Origin of the sequence: Myxococcus eversor, from assembly GCF_010894455.1 — a bacterium.
Taxonomy (GTDB): Bacteria; Myxococcota; Myxococcia; order Myxococcales; family Myxococcaceae; genus Myxococcus; species Myxococcus eversor.
The window spans coordinates 24,709-48,464 of record NZ_JAAIXY010000001.1 but is presented as its reverse complement, the minus strand read 5'-3'; the positions used below and the strand labels follow the sequence as shown (position 1 = coordinate 48,464).

General features: G+C 69.0%; 21 protein-coding genes. 12 read left to right on the top strand and 9 right to left on the bottom strand.

Annotated features, from left to right (window positions below; translation table 11 throughout):
- Positions 1-204 precede the first annotated feature (204 nt).
- Together G4D83_RS00220 and G4D83_RS00215 are read left to right on the top strand one after the other, a co-directional pair.
- Positions 205-1,290: a DUF3142 domain-containing protein gene (locus G4D83_RS00220; RefSeq protein WP_240356073.1), complete on the top strand. Its 1,086-nt coding sequence runs from the start codon at positions 205-207 to the stop codon at positions 1,288-1,290.
- Positions 1,277-3,298, top strand: a complete 2,022-nt coding sequence (locus G4D83_RS00215; protein ID WP_163861127.1) for a hypothetical protein — start codon at positions 1,277-1,279, stop codon at positions 3,296-3,298. The genes G4D83_RS00220 and G4D83_RS00215 overlap by 14 nt, the downstream gene beginning before the upstream one ends.
- An 18-nt stretch (positions 3,299-3,316) precedes the next feature.
- Here G4D83_RS00215 and G4D83_RS00210 read toward each other — a convergent pair whose 3' ends face one another.
- On the bottom strand, positions 3,317-3,973 hold the full coding sequence (locus tag G4D83_RS00210; RefSeq protein WP_163861125.1) for a cyclase family protein: 657 nt from the start codon (positions 3,971-3,973) through the stop codon (positions 3,317-3,319).
- A gap of 185 nt (positions 3,974-4,158) precedes the next feature.
- Between G4D83_RS00210 and G4D83_RS00205 the strand changes: the two genes are divergently transcribed.
- Positions 4,159-4,647: a hypothetical protein gene (locus tag G4D83_RS00205; protein WP_163861123.1), complete on the top strand. Its 489-nt coding sequence runs from the start codon at positions 4,159-4,161 to the stop codon at positions 4,645-4,647.
- Between the two features lie 55 nt (positions 4,648-4,702).
- Here the strand turns inward: G4D83_RS00205 and G4D83_RS00200 are convergent, their stop codons facing one another.
- Positions 4,703-5,623 (bottom strand): RluA family pseudouridine synthase, encoded by a 921-nt coding sequence (locus G4D83_RS00200; protein ID WP_163861121.1) that lies wholly within the window; start codon positions 5,621-5,623, stop codon positions 4,703-4,705.
- A gap of 315 nt (positions 5,624-5,938) precedes the next feature.
- Between G4D83_RS00200 and G4D83_RS00195 the strand changes: the two genes are divergently transcribed.
- Positions 5,939-7,756 (top strand): Hint domain-containing protein, encoded by a 1,818-nt coding sequence (locus G4D83_RS00195; protein WP_163861119.1) that lies wholly within the window; start codon positions 5,939-5,941, stop codon positions 7,754-7,756.
- Between the two features lie 55 nt (positions 7,757-7,811).
- Here G4D83_RS00195 and G4D83_RS00190 read toward each other — a convergent pair whose 3' ends face one another.
- Entirely contained in the window at positions 7,812-11,444 is a 3,633-nt protein-coding gene (locus G4D83_RS00190; RefSeq protein WP_163861117.1) for a hypothetical protein, read from the bottom strand.
- Between the two features lie 228 nt (positions 11,445-11,672).
- Between G4D83_RS00190 and G4D83_RS00185 the strand changes: the two genes are divergently transcribed.
- A complete protein-coding gene (locus G4D83_RS00185) occupies positions 11,673-12,416 on the top strand; it encodes a hypothetical protein (RefSeq protein ID WP_163861115.1) in 744 nt (247 codons plus the stop codon).
- 123 nt (positions 12,417-12,539) lie between these two features.
- Positions 12,540-13,280, top strand: a complete 741-nt coding sequence (locus tag G4D83_RS00180; protein WP_163861113.1) for a hypothetical protein — start codon at positions 12,540-12,542, stop codon at positions 13,278-13,280.
- Between the two features lie 74 nt (positions 13,281-13,354).
- Here G4D83_RS00180 and G4D83_RS00175 read toward each other — a convergent pair whose 3' ends face one another.
- From G4D83_RS00175 to G4D83_RS00165, 3 genes are all read right to left on the bottom strand, one after another.
- A complete protein-coding gene (locus G4D83_RS00175; protein ID WP_163861111.1) occupies positions 13,355-13,744 on the bottom strand; it encodes a hypothetical protein in 390 nt (129 codons plus the stop codon).
- 154 nt (positions 13,745-13,898) lie between these two features.
- Positions 13,899-14,798, bottom strand: a complete 900-nt coding sequence (locus G4D83_RS00170; protein WP_163861109.1) for a phosphatase PAP2 family protein — start codon at positions 14,796-14,798, stop codon at positions 13,899-13,901.
- Positions 14,791-15,729: a fatty acid desaturase family protein gene (locus tag G4D83_RS00165; RefSeq protein WP_163861107.1), complete on the bottom strand. Its 939-nt coding sequence runs from the start codon at positions 15,727-15,729 to the stop codon at positions 14,791-14,793. The genes G4D83_RS00170 and G4D83_RS00165 overlap by 8 nt, the downstream gene beginning before the upstream one ends.
- A 76-nt stretch (positions 15,730-15,805) precedes the next feature.
- Here G4D83_RS00165 and G4D83_RS00160 point away from each other — a divergent pair, with 76 nt between their 5' ends.
- The 3 genes from G4D83_RS00160 to G4D83_RS00150 are packed head-to-tail and all read left to right on the top strand — an operon-like array spanning position 15,806 to position 18,380.
- Positions 15,806-16,780: a DUF3419 family protein gene (locus tag G4D83_RS00160; RefSeq protein ID WP_163861106.1), complete on the top strand. Its 975-nt coding sequence runs from the start codon at positions 15,806-15,808 to the stop codon at positions 16,778-16,780.
- Positions 16,777-17,697: a GNAT family N-acetyltransferase gene (locus tag G4D83_RS00155; RefSeq protein WP_163861104.1), complete on the top strand. Its 921-nt coding sequence runs from the start codon at positions 16,777-16,779 to the stop codon at positions 17,695-17,697. The genes G4D83_RS00160 and G4D83_RS00155 overlap by 4 nt, the downstream gene beginning before the upstream one ends.
- Positions 17,667-18,380: an iron-containing redox enzyme family protein gene (locus G4D83_RS00150; protein ID WP_163861101.1), complete on the top strand. Its 714-nt coding sequence runs from the start codon at positions 17,667-17,669 to the stop codon at positions 18,378-18,380. Before G4D83_RS00155 ends, G4D83_RS00150 begins: the two co-directional genes overlap by 31 nt.
- 11 nt (positions 18,381-18,391) lie before the next feature.
- Here the strand turns inward: G4D83_RS00150 and G4D83_RS00145 are convergent, their stop codons facing one another.
- Entirely contained in the window at positions 18,392-19,294 is a 903-nt protein-coding gene (locus tag G4D83_RS00145; protein WP_163861099.1) for an MBL fold metallo-hydrolase, read from the bottom strand.
- Positions 19,295-19,375: 81 nt separating this feature from the next.
- On the opposite strand from G4D83_RS00145, the gene G4D83_RS00140 reads away from it, so the two are divergent.
- From G4D83_RS00140 to G4D83_RS00130, 3 genes are all read left to right on the top strand, one after another.
- The gene (locus G4D83_RS00140; RefSeq protein WP_217911468.1) at positions 19,376-20,212 is read left to right on the top strand and encodes an AraC family transcriptional regulator; all 837 of its coding nucleotides are present in this window, start codon (positions 19,376-19,378) and stop codon (positions 20,210-20,212) included.
- Positions 20,213-20,239: 27 nt separating this feature from the next.
- The gene (locus G4D83_RS00135) at positions 20,240-20,848 is read left to right on the top strand and encodes a 2,3-bisphosphoglycerate-dependent phosphoglycerate mutase (protein ID WP_163861097.1); all 609 of its coding nucleotides are present in this window, start codon (positions 20,240-20,242) and stop codon (positions 20,846-20,848) included.
- A 95-nt stretch (positions 20,849-20,943) separates the two neighbouring features.
- Positions 20,944-21,651, top strand: a complete 708-nt coding sequence (locus G4D83_RS00130) for a proline and serine-rich protein 1 family protein (RefSeq protein WP_163861096.1) — start codon at positions 20,944-20,946, stop codon at positions 21,649-21,651.
- Between the two features lie 81 nt (positions 21,652-21,732).
- On the opposite strand, the gene G4D83_RS00125 is transcribed toward G4D83_RS00130, so the two are convergent.
- The gene (locus tag G4D83_RS00125; protein ID WP_163861093.1) at positions 21,733-22,275 is read right to left on the bottom strand and encodes a hypothetical protein; all 543 of its coding nucleotides are present in this window, start codon (positions 22,273-22,275) and stop codon (positions 21,733-21,735) included.
- A 110-nt stretch (positions 22,276-22,385) separates the two neighbouring features.
- Positions 22,386-23,756, bottom strand: a complete 1,371-nt coding sequence (gene hemN / locus G4D83_RS00120; RefSeq protein WP_163861091.1) for an oxygen-independent coproporphyrinogen III oxidase — start codon at positions 23,754-23,756, stop codon at positions 22,386-22,388.

Below are 23,756 nucleotides of genomic sequence, written 5' to 3'. Positions count from 1 at the left end.
AGACCCAGACGCCTCTTCAGGCGGGGCTCCTCCCGAAGCTCGAAAGTTGGGAAGCCTAGCATCCACGTGTCACGCGGCTGAGCAGCCCATGTCGCGCCGTTGTGGCACCATGTCGCCGCGCGGGCTCACGCAACTGTCAACCCGCGCGAGCCCCGCCAGCGTCTCCGCATGAGCACCCCGCCTCCGTCCTGGACAAGAGTCCTCGTGAGCCTCGCGAGCGTGGGGCTATGTCTGCTTTTCGGCTGCACCCGCGCCCCCACGCCGCCCCTGGGGCACGAGGTCTACGTGTGGCAGCGCGACTGGAGCCCGGAGCTTGGCCACGCGCTCACCCGACTGCCCTCGGAGCTGAGCGCCTTGCGCGTCCTGGCGAGGGAGCGCTCCGGCACCACTCGGGCGCCCGTCACTATCGCGGTGGACGTGCCGGCCCTCGCGAAGACGGGGCGCGAGGTGGTGGCCGTGCTTCGCGTGGACGGAACAGCGCCGCTGGACGGCGTGTCGCTCCAGGAGGTCGCCACCCTCGCCCGTGACTGGAGGTCGCGCGGCGTGACGGTCCGGGGCGTGGAGGTGGACCATGATTGCGCCACGGCATCCCTGCCCGCCTACGCGGACTGGCTCGCGCGCGAGCGGAGCGGGCTCGGAGACCTGGAGCTGTCCATCACCGCGCTGCCCACGTGGGCCACCTCGCCCGTGCTGGAGCGGCTGACGTCCATCCCCGACGACGTCGTGGTCCAGGTGCACGCGGTGCGCGCCCCCACCCTCTTCACCCCCGAGGAGGCTCGCGGCTTCATCGACGCGTGGGCGAAGGCCACGCCCCATCCCTTCCGAGTCGCGCTGCCCACGTACCGCGCGCGGCTGAAGGACGGCACGCTCCTCACCTCCGAGCCCCATGAGGTCTCCCGCCTCCTCGCGTCCCTGCGGGAGCAGCCGGTGAAGGGCGTGAAAGGCTTCGTCTGGTTCCGGCTCGGGCACGCGGGCGACGCGGAGTCGTGGAGCCTGTCCACGCTGTCCACGGTGGTGCGCGGCGAGCCGCTGACGCCGCGACTGGAGCACCGACTGGTGGACGCGGGGCGCGGCACGCTCGACATCGTCCTCGAGAACACGGGCCACGTGGACACCCAGGCGCCCGCGCGCCTCACCCTTTCTGGAAATCTGGAGGTCCTCGACGGCGTGGGTGGCTACGCCCCGCATGGGACTTCCCTCGTGGCGCGCACGCCCCCCCGCCTGCGCGCTGGCGAGAGACGTGTCATCGGCTTCGTGCGGGGAACCGAGGTGTCACTTGTGGCTCCGTAGTCTGCTGGCCTCCCTGCTCGTGCTCATGCTGCTTTCGCCGGTGCGCGACGCCGACGCGTGCGGTCCGGACTTCCCCCACCGACTCCTCGTCGACCGCGCTGGCACGCTGGGCGAGCTGCCGGATGGCGCCTTCTCGCTCGAGGCCACGAGGCTGGTCCCCAAGCCCGTGGAGTCCTTCCGGGTGCTGGAGGACCAGGACGAGCCCGTCGACGCGCGAACGGGCGGAGGGGCGCGGGAGACGAACCTGTACGAGGCAGGGGCCCGCGCCTTCACCAGCGGAGACGCGGTGGCCGCCCGCGCCCGGTTCCTCGAGGTGCTCGCGCTGCCGGCCTCCGAGCGTCGCCACTACTCCACCTTCGCCGCCTTCATGTTGGGACGAAACGCGGGCGCGGGCTTCGAGCAGGATGCGAAGCAGGGCTTCGAGCTCACGCGGCAGCTCGCGCGCGAGGGCTTCGACGACCCGCTGGGGCTCGCCGTCGCCAGCTTCGGAGAACAGGCGAGAGGGCTGCTCCGCGCGGGAGACGACGCGGGTGCCATCCGCCTGTACGCGGAGCAGGCGGCGCATGGCAGTGGCGACGCGGTGACGTCGCTGCTGCTGGTGGCCCGGGCCGTCTCTCGCGATGCCGTCCGACTCGAGGCCGCGCTGAAGGACCCGGTGGCGCAGCGGCTGATGGCCGCCTTCGTGTGGACGCGCGGCCAGGAGGCGTACTGGTCCGAGGACGTGTCGGCGGGCGGAGTCACCGCCGTGCTGGAGGCGCTCGCGTCGGTGCAGGACGTGGCGGGCGCGGACCGGCTGGCGGCGGGTGCATGGCGCGCGGGCCGCTTCGACCTGGCCGAGCGCTTCGCGGAGCGGGAGCAGACACCGCTGGCGGCGTGGGTGCAGGGCAAGCTGGCGCTGCGTCGGGGAGACCCCGGCTCAGCGGAGCTCTACCTCGCCGAGGCCGCGCGGGGGCTTCCTGACTCGGAGGACTGGGTGGGCGAGGGAATGGTGCCGCGCCGTCCCCTCTGCCGCGTGGAAGGTGAGCGCGGAGTGCTCGCGCTCGCGCGCAATGACTTTTCCCAGGCCGCCGAGCGGATGCTGGCGAGCTGCTCCTGGCCGGACCTCGCCTACGTCGCGGAGCGGGTCCTGTCCGTGGACGAACTCCAGGGCTTCGTCGCGGCCCACCCGCCTTCGGGAGACGAGCGCTGCAGGCCGGAGATAGGGCAGCTCTGGTACGACGATGATGTCGGCGAGGGGGCGGACCTGTCGCAGAGGTTGCGCCTGCTGCTCGCGCGGCGCCTGCTGCGCACCGGACGCGACACCGAAGCGCTGGAACACTTCCGGGGCACACCCTGGGAGGGGCACGCGCGCAAATACACGGAGGCGCTCCAGCAGGGCGCCCAGGCCCAGGACGCGGTGACCCAAGCGGAGGCGCTGTACGCGGCGGCGCTGCTCGCGCGCGGACTCGGCCTGGAGTTGATGGGGACGGAGGTGGCTCCGGACTGGGGCTGGGTGGACGGCAACTACGACCTGAGCGACTACGACAGCCACGAGGACTTCTCGCCCCGGACGGAGCCGTTCAGGGAGTTCATGAGCCGCCTGTCCCTCCTCGGCGCATTGGAACAAAAGCGCGCGGAGTCCCATGCACCACCACACCCGTGGCGCTTCCACTACCGCTCCACGGCGGCGGACCTCGCCCAGCGCGGCGCGGCGCTCCTGCCCCCGCGCAGTCAGGCCCACGCGATGATGCTCTGCCACGCGGCGCGGTTCGTCTCCCGCACGGAGCCGGAGCGCGTGCAGCGGCTGTGGCAGACGTACGTGAAGACGGGCGCGCGCATCGACGCGCCCTGGTGGTCCTTCGGACAGTCTTGTCTGGAGCCGGACTTCGAGAAGGTCCGCGCCCAGCAGGAGCAGAGCAACCTGGGCAAGCGCCGACGCCTGATGCTGCTGGGAGGCGCGCTGTTCATTCCCCTGATGCTGGGCGCGGCCTTCTACGTGCGACACAGGCGCAAGGTGGCGGAGTCCTGAGAGGCGAAGCGCCGAGCCTCAACGCCGCCGGAGGATGGCGCGCGCCGGGGCTCCGTCTCCGCCCGCGATTCGCAGCGGCAGGCAGACGAGGTCGTAGGTGCCCGCCTCCACCGAGGACAAGTCGAGCCCCTCGATGATGCAGACGTCCACCCCCAGCAGGGCCTGGTGGATGGGCACGCCCTCCTCCGGGCTTCCGATGGAGAGGTAGTCGATGCCCACCGTGCGCACCCGCAGCTCCGCCAGGTAGCGCGCGCCCTCCACGGACAGGTACACGAAGTCCGGCAGGAACGCCTTCGAGGCCCAGCCTCGCGAGGAGTTGGCCGTCTTGAAAAGGATGCGCTCTCCGGGCTGAATCGCGTGTCCCTTCAGCTCCTCGACGCGGATGGCGCGCGCGTCGCGAATCTCCAGCACGCGCGCCACGCCGAGGAGGCTGTCGAAGGCCAGCGCGTCCACGCCCGTGGCGCCCTTCACGAAGTGCACGGGCGCGTCGACGTGGGTCCCCGTGTGCGCGCCCAGGGACAGGCTGGAGACGGTGGCGTCATCACCGCGCTCCAGGTCCTGCACCCGGGTGATGCGCACCTCGGGGTTGTCCGGCCAGTGCACCATCCCGTCGCGCAGCGGCACGGAGATGTCCACCCACGCCGGCGCCCCGTTCGTCTCGGCAGCGGTCTCCATGACGCTCCAGGATGGGCACGATGCGTCCCGCTGGCGCCCAGGAGCGGGCAGGCACACGGGCCGTCTCGCTCGCCGAGGGACCAGGAGAGTCACCGCCCCTCTTGCCCACCCCCCACCTTTCCTCCCGGAACCGCGTCGGTTAGGTTGCGCCGCCTTTCATTCCCAGGGCTGAAGGAGTTTTGACGATGCCGAGGACTTCCCAGGAGCAGACCCAGGAGCGCCACTCGTTCCTGCTCACCCTCTTCCGCCAGCAACCGGACATCAGCAGCAAGGATGCGCTGGAGTCCTTCAAGGCGAAGTTCGGGTCGACCATCAACCTGAAGACCTTCAACCAGCTCCGCGCGGAGGCCGAGGAGGAAGTGGCCGCCGCCGCTCCCGCCGCCGAGGAGCCGGAGGTTGAGGTCGAGAGCGCGCCGGAGACCACGGTGGAGGACGCCGCCACGCAGCTCAAGGCCGCGGCCACCGCGACGACGGAGGCGCTCAACGGCGCCCAGCCCGCGAAGAAGCCCAAGGCCAAGGGCACCGGCTCGAAGAACGTCTTCGTGGACGCGCCCAAGGAGCACCTGTCCTTCCTGGAGAGCATCGTGCAGCAGCTCCAGGAGGCCGGTGCCGCCAACGTGCGCATCGACCACTCCACGGACCGCTGGATGGTCCTCGTCGTCGACCCGAAGTAGTCCGTCCCCGCCGGACTCCACCGCCTCGAAGTGGAGTCCGGCCCCGCGCCAGCGCTCAGCGGCGCAGCAGGGCCAGCGCGCGCTGGAAGTCCTCGGGCAGCTCCGCCTGGACTCGCACGGGCTGCCCCGTCAGGAGACTCGGCAGCTCCAGGCGGAAGGCATGGAGCGCCTGACGTCCCAGGGCCTTCGCCGCGGGGTGCTCGCGCGCCGCCTCCGTCCCGTAGAGCGAATCCCCCAGCACCGGGAAGCCCGCCTCGGAGAGCTGCACGCGAATCTGGTGCGTGCGCCCCGTGTCCAGGTCCACCTCCAGCAGCGCCGCCCCGTCCAGCCGCTCGCGCACCTCGAACGACAGCGCCGCCCGGCGCGCGGAGGGCACCTTCGTGGTGAAGCGACGCGAGTCATTCGGATTGCGCGCGTAGGGACCCTCCAGCCGGCCCTGCTCGGGAGGATGGCCCAGGACGAGCGTCCAGTAGCGCTTGTCCACCTGCTTCTCCTGGAAGGCGCGCAGGAGCGCCGCGGCGGCGGTGTCGGTGCGCGCGAAGGCCAGACAGCCGCTCGTCTCCCGGTCCAACCGGTGCACCACGCCCGGCAGCGCCTGCCCCTCCACGTCGAACGGAGGGCACTGCGCCGCGAGCAGGTCGACGACGGAGGCCGCGCGGCCCTCCGGCTCCACGACGAGACCCGGCGGCTTGTCCACGATGACCAGCGCCGCGTCGTCATGAAGCACCGTCAGCGCGGGCCCCTCCACGGCGGCGGGACGCGGCGAGGCGCGCGGCTCCGGCCGCTCGATTTCGAGCTCCTCGCCGCCCCACAACTTCCGCGTGGGCTGACACTTCTTTCCCCGGATGCGCACCCCGCCCGCCTCGATGAGTGCCCGGGCGCGCTCCAGCGAGAAGCCGGGGACGTGCTTGGAGACGAACCTGTCCAGCCGCTCTCCGGCGACCTCGTGGGGAACTGGGACTTTCCGCTGCGCCATGTCCGCACCCGTCCCTCATGCGGCGCACGGAGTCAATGTGCGCATGACACGTGTCGCCGGGCCGCGAGACACCGGACGCCCGGGCCGCACCGCTCGGAGACACAATCCTTCACATGGGACACAGACAGCACGATGTCACAGGCCGGGTCGAGCAAGACCGGCGCTCAACGCCATATGTCAATCGTTGACTTTTCAACACGGGGCGTATGACAGTGCTTGTCCGGGCTCACTGAGGGCCTGCTCAGAGGGGGAGTCATGAACTTTACTCACGGTCGTCGTACGCGACGTCTCGCCATTCTCGCTACATGCCTGTCTTTGCTCCCTGGGTGCCCCTGGGTTATCAAACCGCAGCCCAAGCCCAAGACCGTCGACGAGCAGCACGACGCCGTCGTCGAGCACTTCAATCAGCGCACGCCGCATGAGGACTTCGTCCACCTCAACCTGGCGAACCAGGACCACTACGAATACGCCAAGCACCGCCTCCAGGAGGCCGTCGCCGGGGCCCAGGGAGATGGGCAGACGCCCAACAAGGACTTCGCGCGCGCGCTGCAGACGTTGGAAGTCGCCCATGCGGAGGCGGTGAGCGGAGACCCGCAGCCCAAGCCCACCGACTGGAACTGCGACCACTTCATCCACGTGAACGACTCGCGCACGGTCGACGGTGGCAGGGGCGCGCAGGCCAACAAGGGCGTGCAGCAGCAGCCGCCCCAGGAAGCGCCGCCCGCGTTGATCATCAGCCCCTACGCCACGTGCGCGGGCGGGTCGACCCACGTCTTCACGGATGTCACCGTGTATGAGAGCGACCTGGCCGGCAAGAAGCTGAGGGTGCTGGCGAAGAGCGCGAACGAGGAGCACAACGACGGCAAGACGTTCGACGACACCACCGTGAAGGTGACTCCGTCGATGGAGCCCAACCGCAAGGTCGTCGTCGAGTCGATGATGGTGGCGCACAACGACAAGACGGGTGAGGAGCACGTCTCCTTCTCCAGCCTGGAGACCTCGTTGGTGGCCGCGCCCGCGAGCTTCACCCTGGACCACCCCCGCTTCGCGAGCAATGAGCCCCGGTCCAACATCAACCTGACCACCTGCCAGCTTCGCGGCGGGGCGGATTGCGACTACGCGATGGTGGCCAACGCCAGCGGCACCCTGGCGCCCTTCCCGACGCAGTCCACGGGCCTGGCCCTTCGCAAGACGGGCTCGCCCTGGACGGGCGACCCGGCCGCCTACTTCCCCTTCCAGGCGGGCACCACCTTCGACAACACCAACATCTACATCCCCACGCAGGGCACGTTCGACGCCGGGGCGACGGCGACCGCGGATTGCGTCATCCAGGCGATGCAGAAGGCCCCGATGACGACGCGGCTGCGCCTCATCAAGACGGACACGGGCGGCACGTGCACCACCCTGGCGGACGTCTCCGACGCCTTCCCCGTGGGCGCGCGCACCACGACGATTCAGCGGCTGGTCAACGTCTCGCAGAACACCACCGCGTCCGGCGGCACGGGCTGCACGATGGAGAAGATCGTCAACGAGGCCGTGGTGCTGTCCATGACGCTCTACGCGCAGGCGATTTGCGGCACCGGCGCGGCGATTCCGAGGACCGTGACCTTCACCAGCACGGCGCTGCCCACCAACCCCTTCAACCTCAACGTGCTCAACAGCTGCATGGCGGAAGGCACGCGAATCACCATGGCGGACGGGGCGCAGAAGCCCATCGAGACGCTGCGCGTGGGCGACAAGGTCCGCGCGAATGCGGCCGGCCGGGTGCTGACGGTGCAGGACTTCATCTTCGGCCGTGAGCCCAAGCCGCTGGTCCGGCTGCGCGATGACCAGGGCCATGACGTGCGGCTGACGGAGAAGCACCCGGTGCTGCTGTCCTCGGGCCTGGTGATTGCCGCGGAGAAGGTCCAGGTGAAGGACACGGTGCGCACGCAGACGGGCACGGCGACCATCACCGCCACCGAGCGCGTGCCGTACGACGGCAAGGTCTACAACCTCAAGCTGGGCACGCCCGCGGAGCTGGAGTCGCTGAGCCCCAACGAGCGGACCATGTTCGCCGACGGCCTGCTCGTGGGCGACGACACCATGCAGCGCGAGCTGGACTCGCCTCGTCGCGCCGCCGTCACGCCGTGAGTTGACGCAGGGACCTCCGCTGGAGAAGTGGCCAGCGGAGGCCTTCACGCGAGGCTCAGAACCCCGTCTTCTTCGAGAAACCGCCCCCCGAGCCTCCTTTGGGCGGCGGCTTCTTGTGAGTTCCGCTGGAGGACGAGGGAGGCGGCGAGGCTTCCTCTTCCTCTTCGTCCATCTGAACGGGTCCCTTCCGGGACTTCTTCGGGTCGCCCTTGCCCGTGGCGGTGGGGTCCACCGAGTTGGCCTTGCGCTTGAGCTGCGGCGCCGTCGTGCCGACGGGTTGTTGTTGTGGGGGTGCGAGCCGGATCGCCCCGTAGTAGTGCGCCACGTTCTCCGGAATGCCCATGTAGGAGGTCAGCACCGCGTACACGATGGGATCTCCGTTCTGGGCGTCTTCAGACAACCCGAGATGGAACGACTGGTTGAGGTCCTCGACGGCGCCGTTGGGGTAGATGATGCGGATCCTCAGCCGCAGCCGCTTCGCGAGGGCTGGCAGGACGATGTCTCCGTGTGAGCCGAAGAACAGGTGTCGCGCGGCCACCTTCTTCTTGAGGTCGTCCAGGGACTGCCCCGGCTCCAGGAACTGCGTCGCGAACACCGGTGACTGGGTGATCTCCTTCACGACCTCGTCCTTCAGCTCGGCCACGGAAGGCACCCCTGTCAGCCCCAGGCGCTTCCACAAGGCGGAGTGGGCCTGCAGCCAGACCCGCGCGGTGTTGTAGGCGCATTCCCCATCCGCGGTGACCCGCTTGAGCTTGAGGTTCAACTGCTTGAGCCGGCCCTGGTGCTCCCGGGACAGGAGGTACCCCTCCACCGTCTCGTGATAGACGCCGTTCGTCTGCTGCGACTTGGGCCGCGTCCCTTGCATGGGTGACGTGCCCTTCTGGATGGCCTGGACGCCTCCGAACTCCGGGAGGTAGAGGGCCAGCGGCATCCGGTCATGAAGAATGGTCGAGTGCTGCTTCCATGTCTGGCCACCTTGCTTGGCCTTCCGCGCTCCGTTCGCGAACTCCAGCAGGTCCGGGAAATACAGCTGCGAGGTGATGCGGATGTTGAATCGTCCTCGGGGCTTCTTCTCATCGAAGTGGCCCGGGTCGAAGAGGCTCTGGATGATGACGCCATGGACCTTCACGGTGCTCTGGGCGTCGAACATGGCGTTCAGCACCTTCCTCGCCAGCGACTTCAAGCGCGTGCTGTCGTCCTGAGCCAGCTCCAGCAGCTTCTTGAAGACCCAGGCGGGGGACATCTGGGTCTCCCGGACGTTCTGTCCCAGCTCCGCGTGCTTGCTGCCCTTGCACTCGACGAGGAAGTACGCCTCCACCACCCCGCTCGACTCGTCGCGTTTGGCCCAGATCTGGTCGAGGCCGTGAGTCCCCTTCTTCTCCCCATGCCCCATCTTCAGTTGAAGCTTGTCCTGCCCGAAGATGACCGACATGGCGCGCGCGCCGAGGAACTCCCCGCTCGCCTCGGTCAAGGCGGTGGAGGCGTTGCTCGTGTCGATGAGTTTTTCGAGCGACTGATAGTGCTTGTCCAACCGCCCGAGCGACTTCGCCTCGTGATGGAGGAACTGACCGCCCTCGGCGGTGAGCCGCAGGATGAACTTCCACAGGGGGCTCGACTTCCCACCCACGTTGGTCGACTTCTCGATGAGCGACACGCCAGAACCCAGGCTCGCGAAGGCCAGCTTGAGGGCATGGGCCCTCTGGCCGGGCTGAGGGAGGGTCGTCATGATGCGCTTGAGTTCCTCCCGGGCGAGGGGGCGCATGCCGAAGAAGATGAGGACCGCCGCCACGGAGGAGGAGGGGGAGACCTTCCGAAGCTTGTCCACCCAGTCAGGCTCGGGGATGGAGTGGGGGGCCTTCAGGTTCTTGCGCTTCCAGTCGAGGATTTGCTGCGCATCCTCCGGGTCATCCGACTCGATGAGGAGCGGCCCTGGATAGAGCGGGTTCTGGTCCGAAGGGTCCACCAGGGTGTCGATCTTCAGGTGCTCGTGTCCCCCCTTGCCGTAGCCGGTGGTGGCGAAGCCGGAGAAGAACCGGAGCTTGCCATCCGTGCCCACCTTCACCTTCTGGGGGTCCACCCCGAAGTAGTCCTGCACGCTCAGGATGGACGCGGAATGGGCGGCCAGGAGAGAGATGAGCTGGGTGTTGCGCGGGTGCTCCGGGTGGTACCCGTTCACGATGGCGAAGCTGTTCTTCGGCTTGTGGAGGGTCTCGGTGTTCACATTCCCGAAGCGAAGGTCCGGCGACACCTTCGAGAGGTCCACGCTCGAGTCCGGGACGCTCGAGAGGAGGCCCACGCTCTTCGCCGGGACGGAGGTGAAGGCATCCGTGCCGAAGAGCTCGCCTTCCGAGTCGACCTCCAGCGACCTGACGTTCGCGACCTTCAGCTCCGCGGGGAAGCAGAGCGGCTTGGAGATCTGCAGGTTGAAGAGGGAGGCCGTTTCGCCCGAGTGGTGCTTGTCGAAGATGGCCTTGAAGGTCATTCCGAAGACAGGCACCGTGCTGCCTTCGTCGAACATGGCCCGGAGGACCTTCTGCGCGAGCAGGAGGAGCCGCTCGTCCTCGTTGGGTGAGGACGCCTGTTCCACCAGCTTCTTGAAGACCCAGCCCGGCGACATCTGGGTCTCCTCTTTATTCTGGCCATGCTTGGCGCTCTTGGAGCCCTTCGCCTCGACGATGAAGTACGCGTCGACCTCCTGGGTGGTGGGGTGGCGGCGGGCCCAGATTTGATCGATTCCCTGCGCCTTCTTCTTGTCCCCGAACCCCATCTTCAGCTCGAAGCGCTCGCCCGCGAACACCATGGCCATCACCTTCGCGGCCAGGTACTCGCCTCGCGCTTCGGTGAGCGGTCGGGTGTTGTGCTTCGTGCTCTCACCGACGCGGGTGTCGAGCGAGGCGTAATGATTGTCCAGGTGGACGTGGGACTTATGCAGGTGATGGTTCCTGCGCGCCTCGGACGTGCCGTAGTCCCGCCAGGCGGGATATGCATCCGGAGCGTTGTTGAAATCCACGAGATGGCCGAGCTGGGTGCGCTTCACCAGGTTGAACGTGAAATCCACGGCGCTGAGGTCCTGGATGGCCATTTCATCCACGTAGGTGTCCGCCAGGAGCTCCTCCGTGGCCGTGCTCAGCACGCCGGCGCTCGCCTCGCTCGGAGGAACCTTCGTGAGCATCTCCGCGAGCACGAGCGGGTTCTTGATGAAGTAGCGGAAGGCGGGCGAGTTGAGCGGTTCGTAGTCCTTCTCGAACGAGTCCTGGACGAAGGGGCCTCGGCTCATTCGCTCCCGGTCCAGGCGCAGCATGGCGCGGGCCTGCTCGGCGCTGCCCACCATGAGCAGGGGCTGTGCGCTGTTCCAGCCGAGCCCGGAGAAGTGCACGTCGTCCTGAACGCGCTGGTAGGGGTTGCGCAGGTAGGGCGCCTCGAAGAACTCGCGCTTCGTGGGCGCGTTGACCTTGAGGCGGAACCCGCCATGGACCTGGACCTTCTGGGGCGGGGCCCCCTCGACGGTCAGCGTGACGGCGTCCCTGGCGGTGAACTCGAGCGTGCTCGCGACAATCGTCCCGTGCCGGGCCAGCAGCCTGAACAGGAGGCGGTTGCGCAGCGTGTCCCAGAGGTACGGGTCGAACTGCCCGGGCGGAGTCAGCGGATTGTCCGCCAGCTCGGGGTCGTCTTCGAATCGAAGCGGCATGTGTCAGGGGCCTTCGTCGCGAGGCCCGCGGGGAGGGCCTCGTCTGGTGATTCCACTGAGAGTTCAGTGCTCTGGACAGCAGCATCCGTGCCACGGCACGGGCGCACGCACCCTCACCCCGGCTGCGTCGAAGCAGGACGCACGGGACGCCGCATGCGTGCTCGGGGAACGCGCCGCGCATGTCCGGCCCGCGCGGATTGTCGGGTCTGTCGTGTAGGGTGGGACTCCATGAGTTCCATCCCACTCGCCGGCCCCTATCGCTACACGCGCAAGGGGATGGGAGTGTTCCATCTCTCCCTGAGCCGGCCGTGGACGTGGGCGCTCACGCACCACGGCATGTGGAGCGTCTTCGTCCACGACGTGGAGCCCGCACGTCCCGGGCTCCCCGAGCGACGCCACCCGCTCCACCCACCGGAGGCCGTGCTCGGCTGCTGGCTCGCCCTCTACGCCACCCGTGAGTACGACGAGGAGGCCGTGGAGTGGCTGCGTCGGGCGCACGGCCTGGAATCCCCCACCCGCGACGTGCTGCCCGCTGGCGCGTATGTCGCCATGGCGCGGCTCGCGGAGGTGTCCACCGTGGGCAACGACTCGCGGGCCTTTGGCCGTGACGCCTGGTGGTGGCCTCCCGGCGGCTCCTGTCGCGGCACCGTGGCCTGGTGGCTGGAGGAGGTGCAGGTCTTCGAGCCACTCATCGCGGCACCGTCCCATCGGCTCGCCCCCATGGACCCGGAGCTGTTGCCGGAGCTGCGCGAGCGCGTGCGGCTGGCCCGCGACGGCATCTGGCGTCCCGAGGTGTACGCGACGCCGGCCCCACCGGCACCTCCTCCTCCGGTGCCACGAGAGCCCGAGCCGCCCGTGGTCGCGACACCTGTCCCCGCCGCACCCGTGCGCCGGGAGCTGCCCGCCGACGACAGCCCCGTCGCGCCCATGGGCAACGTCGAGCAGCTCGGCCTGTTCGGAGGCGGCACCTGAGGCAAGGGTTCGCTCATGGAGACCCGCCCTGAGCCCATGTCGCGCGCCATCGTTTTGGCGAATGTCCCGCCTTTCCGATTCATCTACACTTAGGTTGTTTCCCCTTCTCATGGAGATGACCTGATGTTCAGCGCTTTCTCGCGCCCCCTGCGGTGCTTCGCCGCGACCGCCGCGCTTCTGTCCCTCGCCGCCTGTGGTGACGATACGGAAGACCCTGTTCCCGGACCGCTCTCGTGCGACGCACAGACCTATGCGGAGGCCGTCCGCCATGCGGCGGAGCCCACGAGCGCGGACATCTCCACGCAGCTGTGGGCCATCAGCCCGTCCAACTCGAACCTCGTCTGGAATGAGGCCAAGACGGCCGTGCGCATGGCCATCTGGACCACCTTTCAAGGCTACACGCTGGGCGAGAACACCCTCTCGCGTGAGGTCTGGGTCACCCCCGCTCCGCAACTCCAGACATTCTGCAAGACGGTGTCCTCGGAGAAGCTGGTCTCCCGCGTCAATCAGTATCTGGGATTGCCTCCGGCGTCGGCGAACGACGACGCGCGCTACATCGTCGAGCTGTGGGTGAAGCCCGGAGACATGTTCCGGCCCTGCCCGGACTCGGAGATCGACGACGGCTCGTGCTCCCTTCAGTTCCCCACCACGGCGACCACCGAGCACAAGAACTGGATCAACGCCTACTACGCCTCCAGCTACGGGTTCTGGCAGACCACGCACTACCCCTGGACGGGGCTGGGCTACACGTATGACTGGTGCAATGCCGACACGAGCGTCGGGGCCAGCGAATACGTGGTTCGCGCCGCGTCCATCGTCGAGGTGACGGGCAAGTTCGAGCGCGCCGTCTACTGCGCTCAGTAGTCTGACCTTCGCGAAAACCCTCCCCGCCCGCAGCGCGAAAAACCGCGCTGCCGGCGACGGTGCGGCAGCGTGCCCTAACCAGCCCTCGCGCCCGTGGACCGTCTGTCACGCGCGCGACGGGTCCTCGTGTTGGGGTGCGGCCGCCCGCCATGGAGGCGATGCTTGGGCTTGCGTCGGATGAAGCTGCTCGCGTCTCCACGCCGGTAACAGGTGAGGAGCCGCTCCTCGTCACTGACCAGGACAATCCAGCCCCGTGCCTGCCGCGCCAGCGACGAGCCCTGAAGCTGCATGGGCAGGTCGCGCTCCAATACGGTGACGTGCGTCACGCCCGCGGCGCGGGTCCGGATTCCGAAGTCGAGGATGAGCTCGAGGACTTCTTGGCGAAGCACCCCAAGGGCGCTGCGCTCCAGGAACGTGAAGGTGGCGGGAGACGAGCGGGAACGAGACTGACGGCACCGGGCCATGGGGGCTTCCTCCTGTTGCCCTCCTGCCTTTTCACGTGCCGTTCCAAGCCACCCCATTCGACATTCCGGGGGGTTGCGGGGCCATCCGACGCCGTCCGCGCGACAATTCGTCAACGCCTCGCCAGCCGCGTGACAGCGCGACGCAAGCGGCGACTCAGGGACGAGGCTGGAGCGCGGGACTGGAGTCCGAGGGAAGTCCCCGCCGCCAGGACTCCCACCGTGCCTGGAGGCGGGGAAACACCACACAGAAGGCGACGAACCACACGACACCGGCGAGCAGGTCGACCGCGTAGTGGTAGCGCAGCACCAGGGTGGAGAGGATGAGCGCCGCGGCCACGGGGAGCAGCGCCCGGAAGCGCCAGGGATGCGCGCGCACGTCATGCCCCAGCAACACCAGGGTGATGAACACGTGCAGGCTCGGGAAGAGGTCGTAGGTGGACGAGCCACTCGCGACGACGGCCGCGTTCAGCCGCGTCAGCCCACCTCCTTCGACGGGCACCGTGAACAGCTCGGGATACGCCGCCAAGGGGCCGACTGCGGGCACCAGGTAGTAGCCCGCGATACCCGGCACGTAGGCCGAGAAGACGTGGCTGAAGAAGCGCTCCGCCCGCTCCCGAGGCCCCACCAGCGCCCACGCCATCGCGAGGTGCAGGTACACGTGGAACGCGAGGTAGCTCGCGCTGAACACGTCGTGCACCCAGGGCGCGCTCCACCGCTGGAACCAGACGGACGGCGTGCCGCCGCCGAACACCCGTGCGTCCAGGCTCAACAGCCACGCATCCCGCGTCTCCAGCCCCAGCGCGGGAATGGTCGTCTTCACCGACGCGTAGAAGAAGAACGTCGCGACATAGGCCAGCAACAGCCTCACCCGGAAGACATGAGCCCGTCCGTCCAGTCGCGCGAGCACCGCCACCCCGAGGATGAACAGGGCCGTGGCGCCAGACACCTGGAGGAAGCCCACGGACCGTGCTCCCGCCACGAACAGGAGCGCGCACGACAGCGTCACCCCGAAGGTCGCCAGCAGCGCTTCGTGGAGGGAGGGACGCTCAGACATCCGCGGACGGAACCCGCCGGGCCTCTCGCATCAACGCGCCACTGAAGACGCCCCGGACGAAGAAGAAATAGGACGGGATGAAGGGCGCGCCCTGCGCGAGCAGCTCGGAGCGCAGGGACTGGTGCAGCGTCGGCAGGTTGTACCAGGGCACTCGCGGGTACAGGTGGTGCTCCAGGTGGTAGTTCTCATTGCACATGAAGAACCGCGTCACCGGATTGGAGAGGATGGTCCGCGAGCCGAGCACGGGGTGATTGCTCTGCGTGAGGAACGTGTGCTGACTCATCCCCCGGATGTTGACCAGGGTGTTGATGATGACCATGGGGATGACCCAGGCATGCAGCAGCACCGGCCACGGCACGAGGACGCCCGCGAGCACCGCCACCGCGGCGACCATGGCCACCTCGAAAGCAATCCACCGCTTCTCGGACTCCGTCCCGTGCTTCCAGCCCAGGATGGGAATCATCGTGATGTACGCGGGATATCCGAGCAGCAACCGACCCACGTGCATCGCCAGCTCCAGCCAGCGTCGTCCCGTGTAGTTGGCGTAGTGGTCGGGGTCCAGGCCACCGCCCAGGTCTCGATGATGGCGCAGGTGCAGCACCTTGTACGCCGCGAAGTCCTGGAGCACGGGCCACGCGCACGCCATTCCTCCCAGCCGGTTCAACCACGGCCGCGAGGAGAGTCCACCGTGCACCGCCTCGTGGGTGAAGAGGCTGATGCCGTGGAGCGAGGCCGCCGCGACGACGTAGAGCAGCCCGCGCGTAAGCCAGACCTGGGCAGAAGCCAGGGCCTCCACCGCGAGCACCGTGGCCCCCCACGCCGCCACGCCGTAGAGCGCGAGGAACACACCGAGTCGAGGCAGATGGCGGGCGTCGACCTGCTCCAGCTCACGCAACCGCTGGGGAGTGAGAGACGAGGAGAGCGTCGGCATGGGTTGTTCCTGTGGGTGACATCATGCCCTACAATCCGCCCTCTCGCCGAAGCAACCCTCGCCCCCCGACGACGACTTGAGCACCACGCCCCACCGTCTGAAATTCGCCGTCGTCCGTGAAGACCCGGAGTTGGAGCAGGAACTCATCGTGCGCACCCGCGCACGTGCGCTGCTCACCGTCGCGTCCGGCGGCTGCACGCTGCTGACGCTGGCTCGGCACAACCCCTCTCTCGAGCTGGTCGGCTTCGACTTCAACCCGCGACAGCTCGCCCACGTGCGGGAGAAGGCCGCGAGCCTCGGCACCGCGCGCATGGAGGACTTCAACGTGCGGGCCACCGACGCCACGGGGCTGAACCAGCGCGGCGAGTTCGAGGGCCTGTTCCGCACCCTGCGCCACTTCCTGGAAGAGTTCGCGGCCCCGCCGCGCGAGCTGTCCGCCTTCTTCGAGCCCACCACGTCCGCCGCCGAGCGGGCCGCGCTGCGCGATGGCTGGTTCGCCTCGTCCTACTGGCCGGTGGCGTTCCAGCTCGCGTTCGCGGACCCGTTCCTCCACGCCATGTTCGGCCCGGCGGCGACGCAACACGCGACGCCCGGCTCCTACCCCGGCTACTTCCAGGCGACCTTCGAGCGGGGGCTGCGGCGCGAGGACGCCCACCACAATCCCTACCTGCAGCACGTGCTGCTCGGCGCCTACCGTCCGGAGGACCGTCCCGCGTACCTGCGCGCGGAGGCGCCGCTCCCCGTCACGCTGGTGCAGGGCTCGCTCCCCGCCGTGCCCGACCTGGGACGCTTCGACGTCGTCTCGCTGTCCAACATCTTCGACTGGTCGGACGACACGCTCGTCTCCGAGTGGGCCACGCTGCTGTCACGCGAGGCTCGCCCCGGCTGCGCCGTGTTGCTGCGACAGCTCAACAACCAGCGAGACCTCCGCCGCTTCTTCAGCCCGGCCTTCGTGTTCGACGACGCGCTCGGCAAGGAGCTCCAGGCCCGGGACCGCAGCCTGTTCTACGAGCGCATCGAGGTCGGCTTCCGGCGGAACACCTCCCCATGAGCGGCGTGCGCTATGTGGTGTGTCGGCCGGACACGCTCAGGCCTTACGTGGAGCGGCTGCGCCAGTTGGAGCAGGGCATCCAGTACCCCATCGCCGACGGCGCCGACCACTTCTTCATCGACCACGGCCCCGAGTACCACCCCTTCTTCTCCTCCCTGGGGGACGCGTACTTCCTGCTGGCCCTGCGCGGGGAGGAGCTGCTCGGCTCCGTGACGGGAATCACCCGGCGAGTCCTGCGAGGCGACACCGCCGCCCAGGGGTTCTACATCTGCGACCTCAAGGTGGCCTCACACGCACGCGGCACGGGACTGGCGCGCAGGCTCATCTTCCAGGGGCTCACGCACCTGTTCCGCATCCCCGCGCTGCGCGGCACCCGGTTCTTGTACGGCGCCGCCATGCGCGGCTCGCGCGGCGACGTCATGCACACGGTCCGGGGCTGGAATCCGCTGCGCGTGGCCCGGCCGGAGAGCCGGCTCGCGCTCTACTTCGTTCCCCCGGCCCGGCTCGCGGCGCTGGACCTCGCGGGGGCTCCCACGCAGCTCCCGAGTGACGGACTGCTGCTCGGGCCCTCGCCCGCACGGAAGCTCGAAGGGGCGGGCTGGTGCTCCACGGCGGGGAGCAAGGACCTCCAGCTCCGCTCGAATCAACGCCCCTGGCCGCTCATCCACCTGGCGGCGCCTCCCACCGCATGGACGCGGGGCTGGGGACGCTACCTGCGGGACTGCGGGCAGGAGCTCGCCGCGCGGAGCCCTGACACACTGACCTGCTTCACCCTCGACGAGCGATTGAACGCGCAGCTCGACTGGCTGCGGGGCACGGGCATTTCCCCCGACACGGTGTGCACCGTCTATTCTCTCGACCTGACCCGCCTCAAGGGAACGCCTGCATGGGTGCACCTTCCCTCCTCCGAAATCTGAACCTGCGTCAGCACATCGCCGGACTGAAGGCCGAGTGGAACGTCCTGGAGACGTCTCCCTACCTGCGCGCGCTGAAGGACGGCTCGTTCGAGCGGGGCGACTTCCTGGAGACGCAGCGGCAGTTCTTCGCGGCGGTGGCGCACTTCTCACGGCCCATGGCCCTGCTCGCCAGCCGCCTTCCCCGCCCCGAGCTTCGCCTGCCGCTGGTGGAGAACGTCTTCGATGAGCACGGGCGCGGCGCGCGCTCCCACGGCCACGAGCACACGTTCCAGTTGCTGCTGGAGCGGCTCGGTGCCTCCGGCGAGCAGCTCCATGACGGAGCCTTCGGACCGGAGGTGCGCAAGTTCAACGTCGCGCTGACGGGCATCGCCGCCTTCGAGCCGCCGCACACCGGCCTCGCCGTGTTCGGCATCATCGAGGACCTGTTCAGCGGAATCTCGCTGGAGCTGGGACGCGGCATCGTCGCGCGGGGCTGGCTGGCCGCGGACCAGGTGGTGCACTACCCCACGCACGCCACGCTCGACGAGGAGCACGCGGACGGCTTCTACCGCCAGCTCGACGCGCCGTACGACGCGTCCCCCTCGGCCGCGCGAGACATCGAGCAGGGCCTCCTGCTGGGCGGCCACCTCCTCCTCGGCCTCTACGAGGACTTGTACCGGGCCCGTCGGCGCCGACACCCCTGACACACGGGCCTTCAGGCGGCGCGACTCCCCGAGCCTCCGGACTTCGCGCCCGGGGCCGCGACGACACTTCGCTCCGCCGCCTCGGGCCGCGCCACCGCGTAGCGCTCCAGCTCCACGGCGCAGTGCGCGGAGAAGACACTCACGTCGGCCGAGTGCTCGCGCACGAGCGTCCGCAGTCGCGCCTGGTTGGCGAGGCGCGCCGCGTTGTCCGTCGAGCGCAGTCGCTGGAAGAGGGCCAGCCCCGGCGGACTGCGAGGCGCCTGGAGGTCCAGCTCCTTGTGGTCGAAGTAGGCGTCCCCCGCGTGCAGCAGCCACCGCCCCTCCGTCTTCACGGCGACGCCACAATGCCCCGGCGTGTGACCCATGAGCGGAACCAGCAACACCTCCGTGGACAGCCCCGGAATCACGCGCACCGCGTCGAAGCCGAACCACCGCTCCCCCTCCACCGCGTACTGTCTCCACGAAGGCTGGTGTGCCCACTGGGCGGGCCGGTAGCCGAACTTCGCGTTCTTCGGCGTCGGCACCATCGCCGCCGCGTGCTCGTCGCGGAAGACATGCACCTGCGCGCCGGGAAAATCCGCGAGCCCGCCGATGTGGTCCAGGTCGAAGTGCGTGGGGATGATGTGACGCACGTCCTCACGCCGGAAGCCCAGCCGCTCCACCTGGGCGACCGCCGTCTCGCGCGGGTCCAACCGGGGCGCGTTGCGACGGAGGAAGCGCGAGCCCAGCCGCGTCGTGTCCTCGATGTCCTTGAGCCCCAGCCCCGTGTCGACGAGGACCAGGCCGTCATCCGTCTCGATGAGCAGGCAGTGGCAGACCATCCGGGCCCGCGAGAAGAAGCCGCCCTCGCCCAGGACGAAGCGCGCGCCGCCGGCGGGGCACAGGGTGCCGCAATTGAGGTGATGGACTCGCATGAAGGTTCCTCGGGGGAAGCAGGGGTGTCGTGCCGTCCCAAGGTAGAAACGGGGCCCCCGAGCCGATTGGAGAAATCGGCCATGGCGCCCCCCGCCCGCGCTCCCTCGATTGAACCCGCGCTGCGCGTGCCGCATGCTTCCTTCGTGACTTCCAGGCCGCTCCAGGTCGCATCCCATGGCGCGCTCGCGGGCTTCGTGCGGGGCTTTCGCGCCGTCACCCGGGACGAGAACCGGGGCCCCGCCTACGTCCGCCTCCCCGATGGAGAGGCCGAGCTCATCGTCCGGCTCTCCGACACTCGGGGCGATGCGTATGTCATCGGCACGCGCCTGCACGTGCTCCAGAAAGGCGGGACGGACGTACCGCCCCTGGCCATCGCCGTGCGCTTCAAGGCCGGAGGCGCCTACCCCTTCTTCGGCGTGCCCATGGCGCAGCTCACCGACCGCGTCGTCAACCTCGACACCCTCTGGGGCGCGGAGGGCGCCCGGCTCCGGGAGCGCATGCACGACAGCCTGTCCCCGGCCGAGAAGGTGAAGGTGCTGGAGTCGGCGCTCACCGAGCGCCTGCGTCGCGGTGACGTGTTCGAGCCCGCCTCCTCGCACGTCGTCCGCCGCGCGGTCCGCGCCATCTCCCAGTCGCCGGAGCTGCCCCGCGTCAGCGCGCTGGCTCGGGGCCTTGGCGTCAGCGAGCGGCAGCTCCGTCGCGCCTTCGATGACGTGGTGGGCCTGGGCCCCAAGGTCTACGCGCGGGTCGTCCGCTTCCAGCGCGCCATGCGGGCCTCCACCCGCTCGGCCACGCCGGACTGGGGCGCCATCGCCGCCGCCACCGGCTACTACGACCAGGCCCACCTCATCTCCGACTTCCGGAGCCTGACGGGTGTCACCCCCGTCGCCCTCCTGCGCGCCGCCCCTTGGCCGTGAGGCCCGGCTTGCGCTAGCAGGAGGGACATGCCCCTGCTCGCCCTCGTCCGTCACGGTCAGTCGCTCTGGAACCACGAGAACCGCTTCACCGGCTTCGTGGACGTGCCCCTCACCGAGAAGGGCCGCGAGGAGGCCCGCCTCGCCGCGCGCGCGCTCCAGGGCATCACCTTCGACGTCGCCTACACCTCCGCGCTCACCCGCGCCCAGGAGACGCTCGCCATCATCCTGGAGGCCCTGGGTCAGCGTCCGCCCATCATCCGCGACGCCGCCCTCAACGAGCGCCACTACGGCGACCTCCAGGGCCTCAACAAGGCGGACGCCACCCGGAGCTTCGGCGAGGCCCAGGTGAAGTTGTGGCGTCGCTCGTATGACGTGCCGCCCCCCAACGGCGAGTCGCTGGAGATGACCGCCCGGCGCGTGCTCCCCTTCTACGAGCGCGCCATCTCCGGCGACCTCCGCCTGGGGAAGAACGTCCTCGTCGTCGCCCACGGCAACTCGAACCGCTCCCTCGTCATGAAGCTGGACGGACTCACCGGCGAGCAGGTGGTGGGGCTGGAGCTGGCGACCGGCGTTCCGCTCGTCTACGAGCTGTCGGCCGAAGGGTCTGTGCTGTCCAAACGAACCCCCTCCCCCTGAGACATGAGACAGGGGGCCCCTTGTCGTCCGGTGCCTTTGAATGCCATGAGACTCGGCCCGTCAGAACTGTCGAGTACACAAACAAGGACGCCCCGATGAAGGCCCTCGCAATCGCCGTCGCACTGCTGACCTCCGCCACCTCCTTCGCTCAGACTTCCCCGCAGGTCGAAAAGCAGCCGGCGCCCGATGCGACGATGGAGAAGTACCGCCCGCCCCCGCCGGGCCAGCCGATGCCGCAGCAGCCGTCGCAGCAGCCGCGGCACAACTCGGGCCCCTTCGTTCCGCCGAACAGCACCGGCACCCTGGTGGTGGTCAGCCGTGAGGACCTGGCCCAGCGCCTGGAGCGCCTGGAGCGGTTGCTGGAGGAGATCGAGGACCGCGCGGACCGGGACACGCGCAGCAAGGCGCGCAAGGCGCAGGAGGTCCTGGAGTCCGTGCGACGCCAGGTCGCCGATGCCCCGCTGCTCGCCACGGTGATGCCGCGTCCGCCGCCCCCGCCGCCGGAGCCGATGATTCGCCCGATGGCGGATGGCTCCTTCCAGCGCTGGCATGACGCCATCGCCCGCGAGAACTTCACCGACGACAAGCTCCGCGTCCTCAACACGGGCCTGCAGGGCAACTACCTGCTCGTCTCCCAGGTGATGCGGCTGATGGAGCGGTTCTCCTTCAACGACGACAAGATCAACGTGCTGCGCGCCGTGAAGTCGCGAATCCTGGACACGGAGAACAACTACCAGCTCTACAACGCCTTCACGTTCTCCGCCGACAAGAAGCGCGCCCAGGACATCCTGTCCAGCCGCTGAGCACGAACGAGCAGGAACGCTGAACCGGGGCGTCGCGGGAGTCCACCCGCGGCGCCCTTCGTGTCTCCAACGCGTGAAGCCTCACGGCCCCGAGAGCTTCTTCATCAGGGCCTTGGCCTCCGGCGAGTCCGCGTCGCCGTGCACGACGGCCAGCACCTGACCCCGCTCATCGAGCGCGATGGCATAGGGCTCTCGACTGGAGGCCAGCCCCAGTGACTTGCCCAGGCCGCCGGTCTTGTCGAGCCAGGTGTCGGACCAGAACTCCTCGGGCACCTTCTTCTTCGCCCGCTCCCTCGCGGAGTCCGCGCTGACGATGAACGGGATTTTGAAGGTGAGCACGGAGGCCCGGTGCACGGAGCCGGGCACCTGGGTGGCGGCCGTGTCGAACCAGCGGCGCATCTCATCGCCGCCGTCCTTGTCGGTGAGCACCACCAGCAACGTGCGCTTTCCTCGCCACTCCTCACTGCGGTGCGGCTTGCCCTCCAGGTCTTGAGAGGACAACTCCGGCAACGCCTCACCCGGCTTGGGCGCGGCGCCCGCCAGCGAGGCCACCAGGAGGGAGGCGAGCAGGCAGGAAGCACGCAGCCCTCGTCGAACACCACCCCGCGACTGTCGCGTCTCCATGAATGACCACCTCCGTCGCCCGAGGGCATGCGGATGAAGTGGGCATTGCCTCGCGCGGGGGCCAGGGAAGCGGCCTCATGAAGGGCCTGCCTGCCCGGTGGCTTGGACGGCTACACCGTGCGGGAGAAGCGTGGCTTCTCGGCTCGCGCCAGGTGGGCGTCGAACACCATGGCCACGTTGCGCACGAAGAGTCGGCCCAGGGCCGTCAGCTCCAACTGCGTGTCCGAGCGGACCACGAGTCCGTCCTCCTCGAAGCGCCGCAGCCGCTCCAGTTCGGGCGCGAAGTCGCGGACGCCGTCTTCTCCCAGGTCCACCCAGGCGTTGCACATGAGCTGGGTGATGACCGCGCGGCGCCTCCTGTCATCCTCGGTGAGCAGCAGGCCGCGCTCGGTGGCCAGTCGTCCTTGGGAGACGCGCTCGTAGTAGGCGGGCAGCGCCCGGACGTTCTGCGCATAGGCCCCGGCGACGTCGCTGATGCCCGTGCTGCCCAACGCCACCACGTCCGAGGCCGCCTTCACCGTATAGCCCTGGAAGTTGCGGCCCAGCCGGCGCTCGGACAACGCGTGCGTCAGTTCGTCCTCCGGCACCGCGAAGTGGTCCATGCCGATGGCCCGGTAGCCCGCGCCCACGAACGCGGCACAGGCCGAGCGGAACAACTCCAGCTTCACCGTCGCGGTGGGAAGCGCCTCGGCGGGCATCCGTCGCTGGTGCTTGAGCACCTCCGGCATGAAGGCGAAGGAATAGACGGCCAGCCGGTCCGGCCGCATCTCCAGCACCGTCTCCAACGTTCGCGCCCAGGTCTCCGGACTCTGGTGGGGCAGACCGTAGATGAGGTCGAAGTTCACGCCCGTGAAGCCGAGCGCGCGCGCGTGCTCCAGCAGGGCCCGCGTCCGCTCAGGCGATTGGAGCCGGTTCGTCACCTCCTGCACGCGCGAATCAAAGTCCTGCAACCCCATGGACAGTCGGTTGAAGCCCAGTCGCCGCTGCAGCGTGAGCTGTCCCTCCGTCGTCACGGAGGGGTGCACCTCGATGGCGACCTCCGCGTCAGGCAACGGGACGAAGCGCCGCGTGAGCTCGGTCCACAGCCGCTCGAGCTGCGCCTCCGTGAGGAACGTCGGCGTGCCGCCACCCCAGTGGATTTGCGAGAGCGAGCGACGCGCGCCGAGTCGCGCCGACACCAGGTCCAACTCCATGACCATGTGGTCGAGGTACCGGTCCGCCGCGCGCGAGTCCTTGCTGATGACCACGTTGCAGCCGCAGTACCAGCAGAGGCTGTGACAGAACGGAAGGTGGACGTAGAGCGACAGCGGCTCGGCGGAGTCACGAGCCCCCGCGCTGCACAGCCGCTCCTCCAGGGCCTCCGGCCCGAAGTCCCGACGCCACTCCGGCGCGGTGGGATAGCTCGTGTAGCGAGGTCCTGAGACGTCGTACCGACTCAGCAACTCCGGCGTGGGCCGGGGGACACCTGGCAGCGCTTCCAT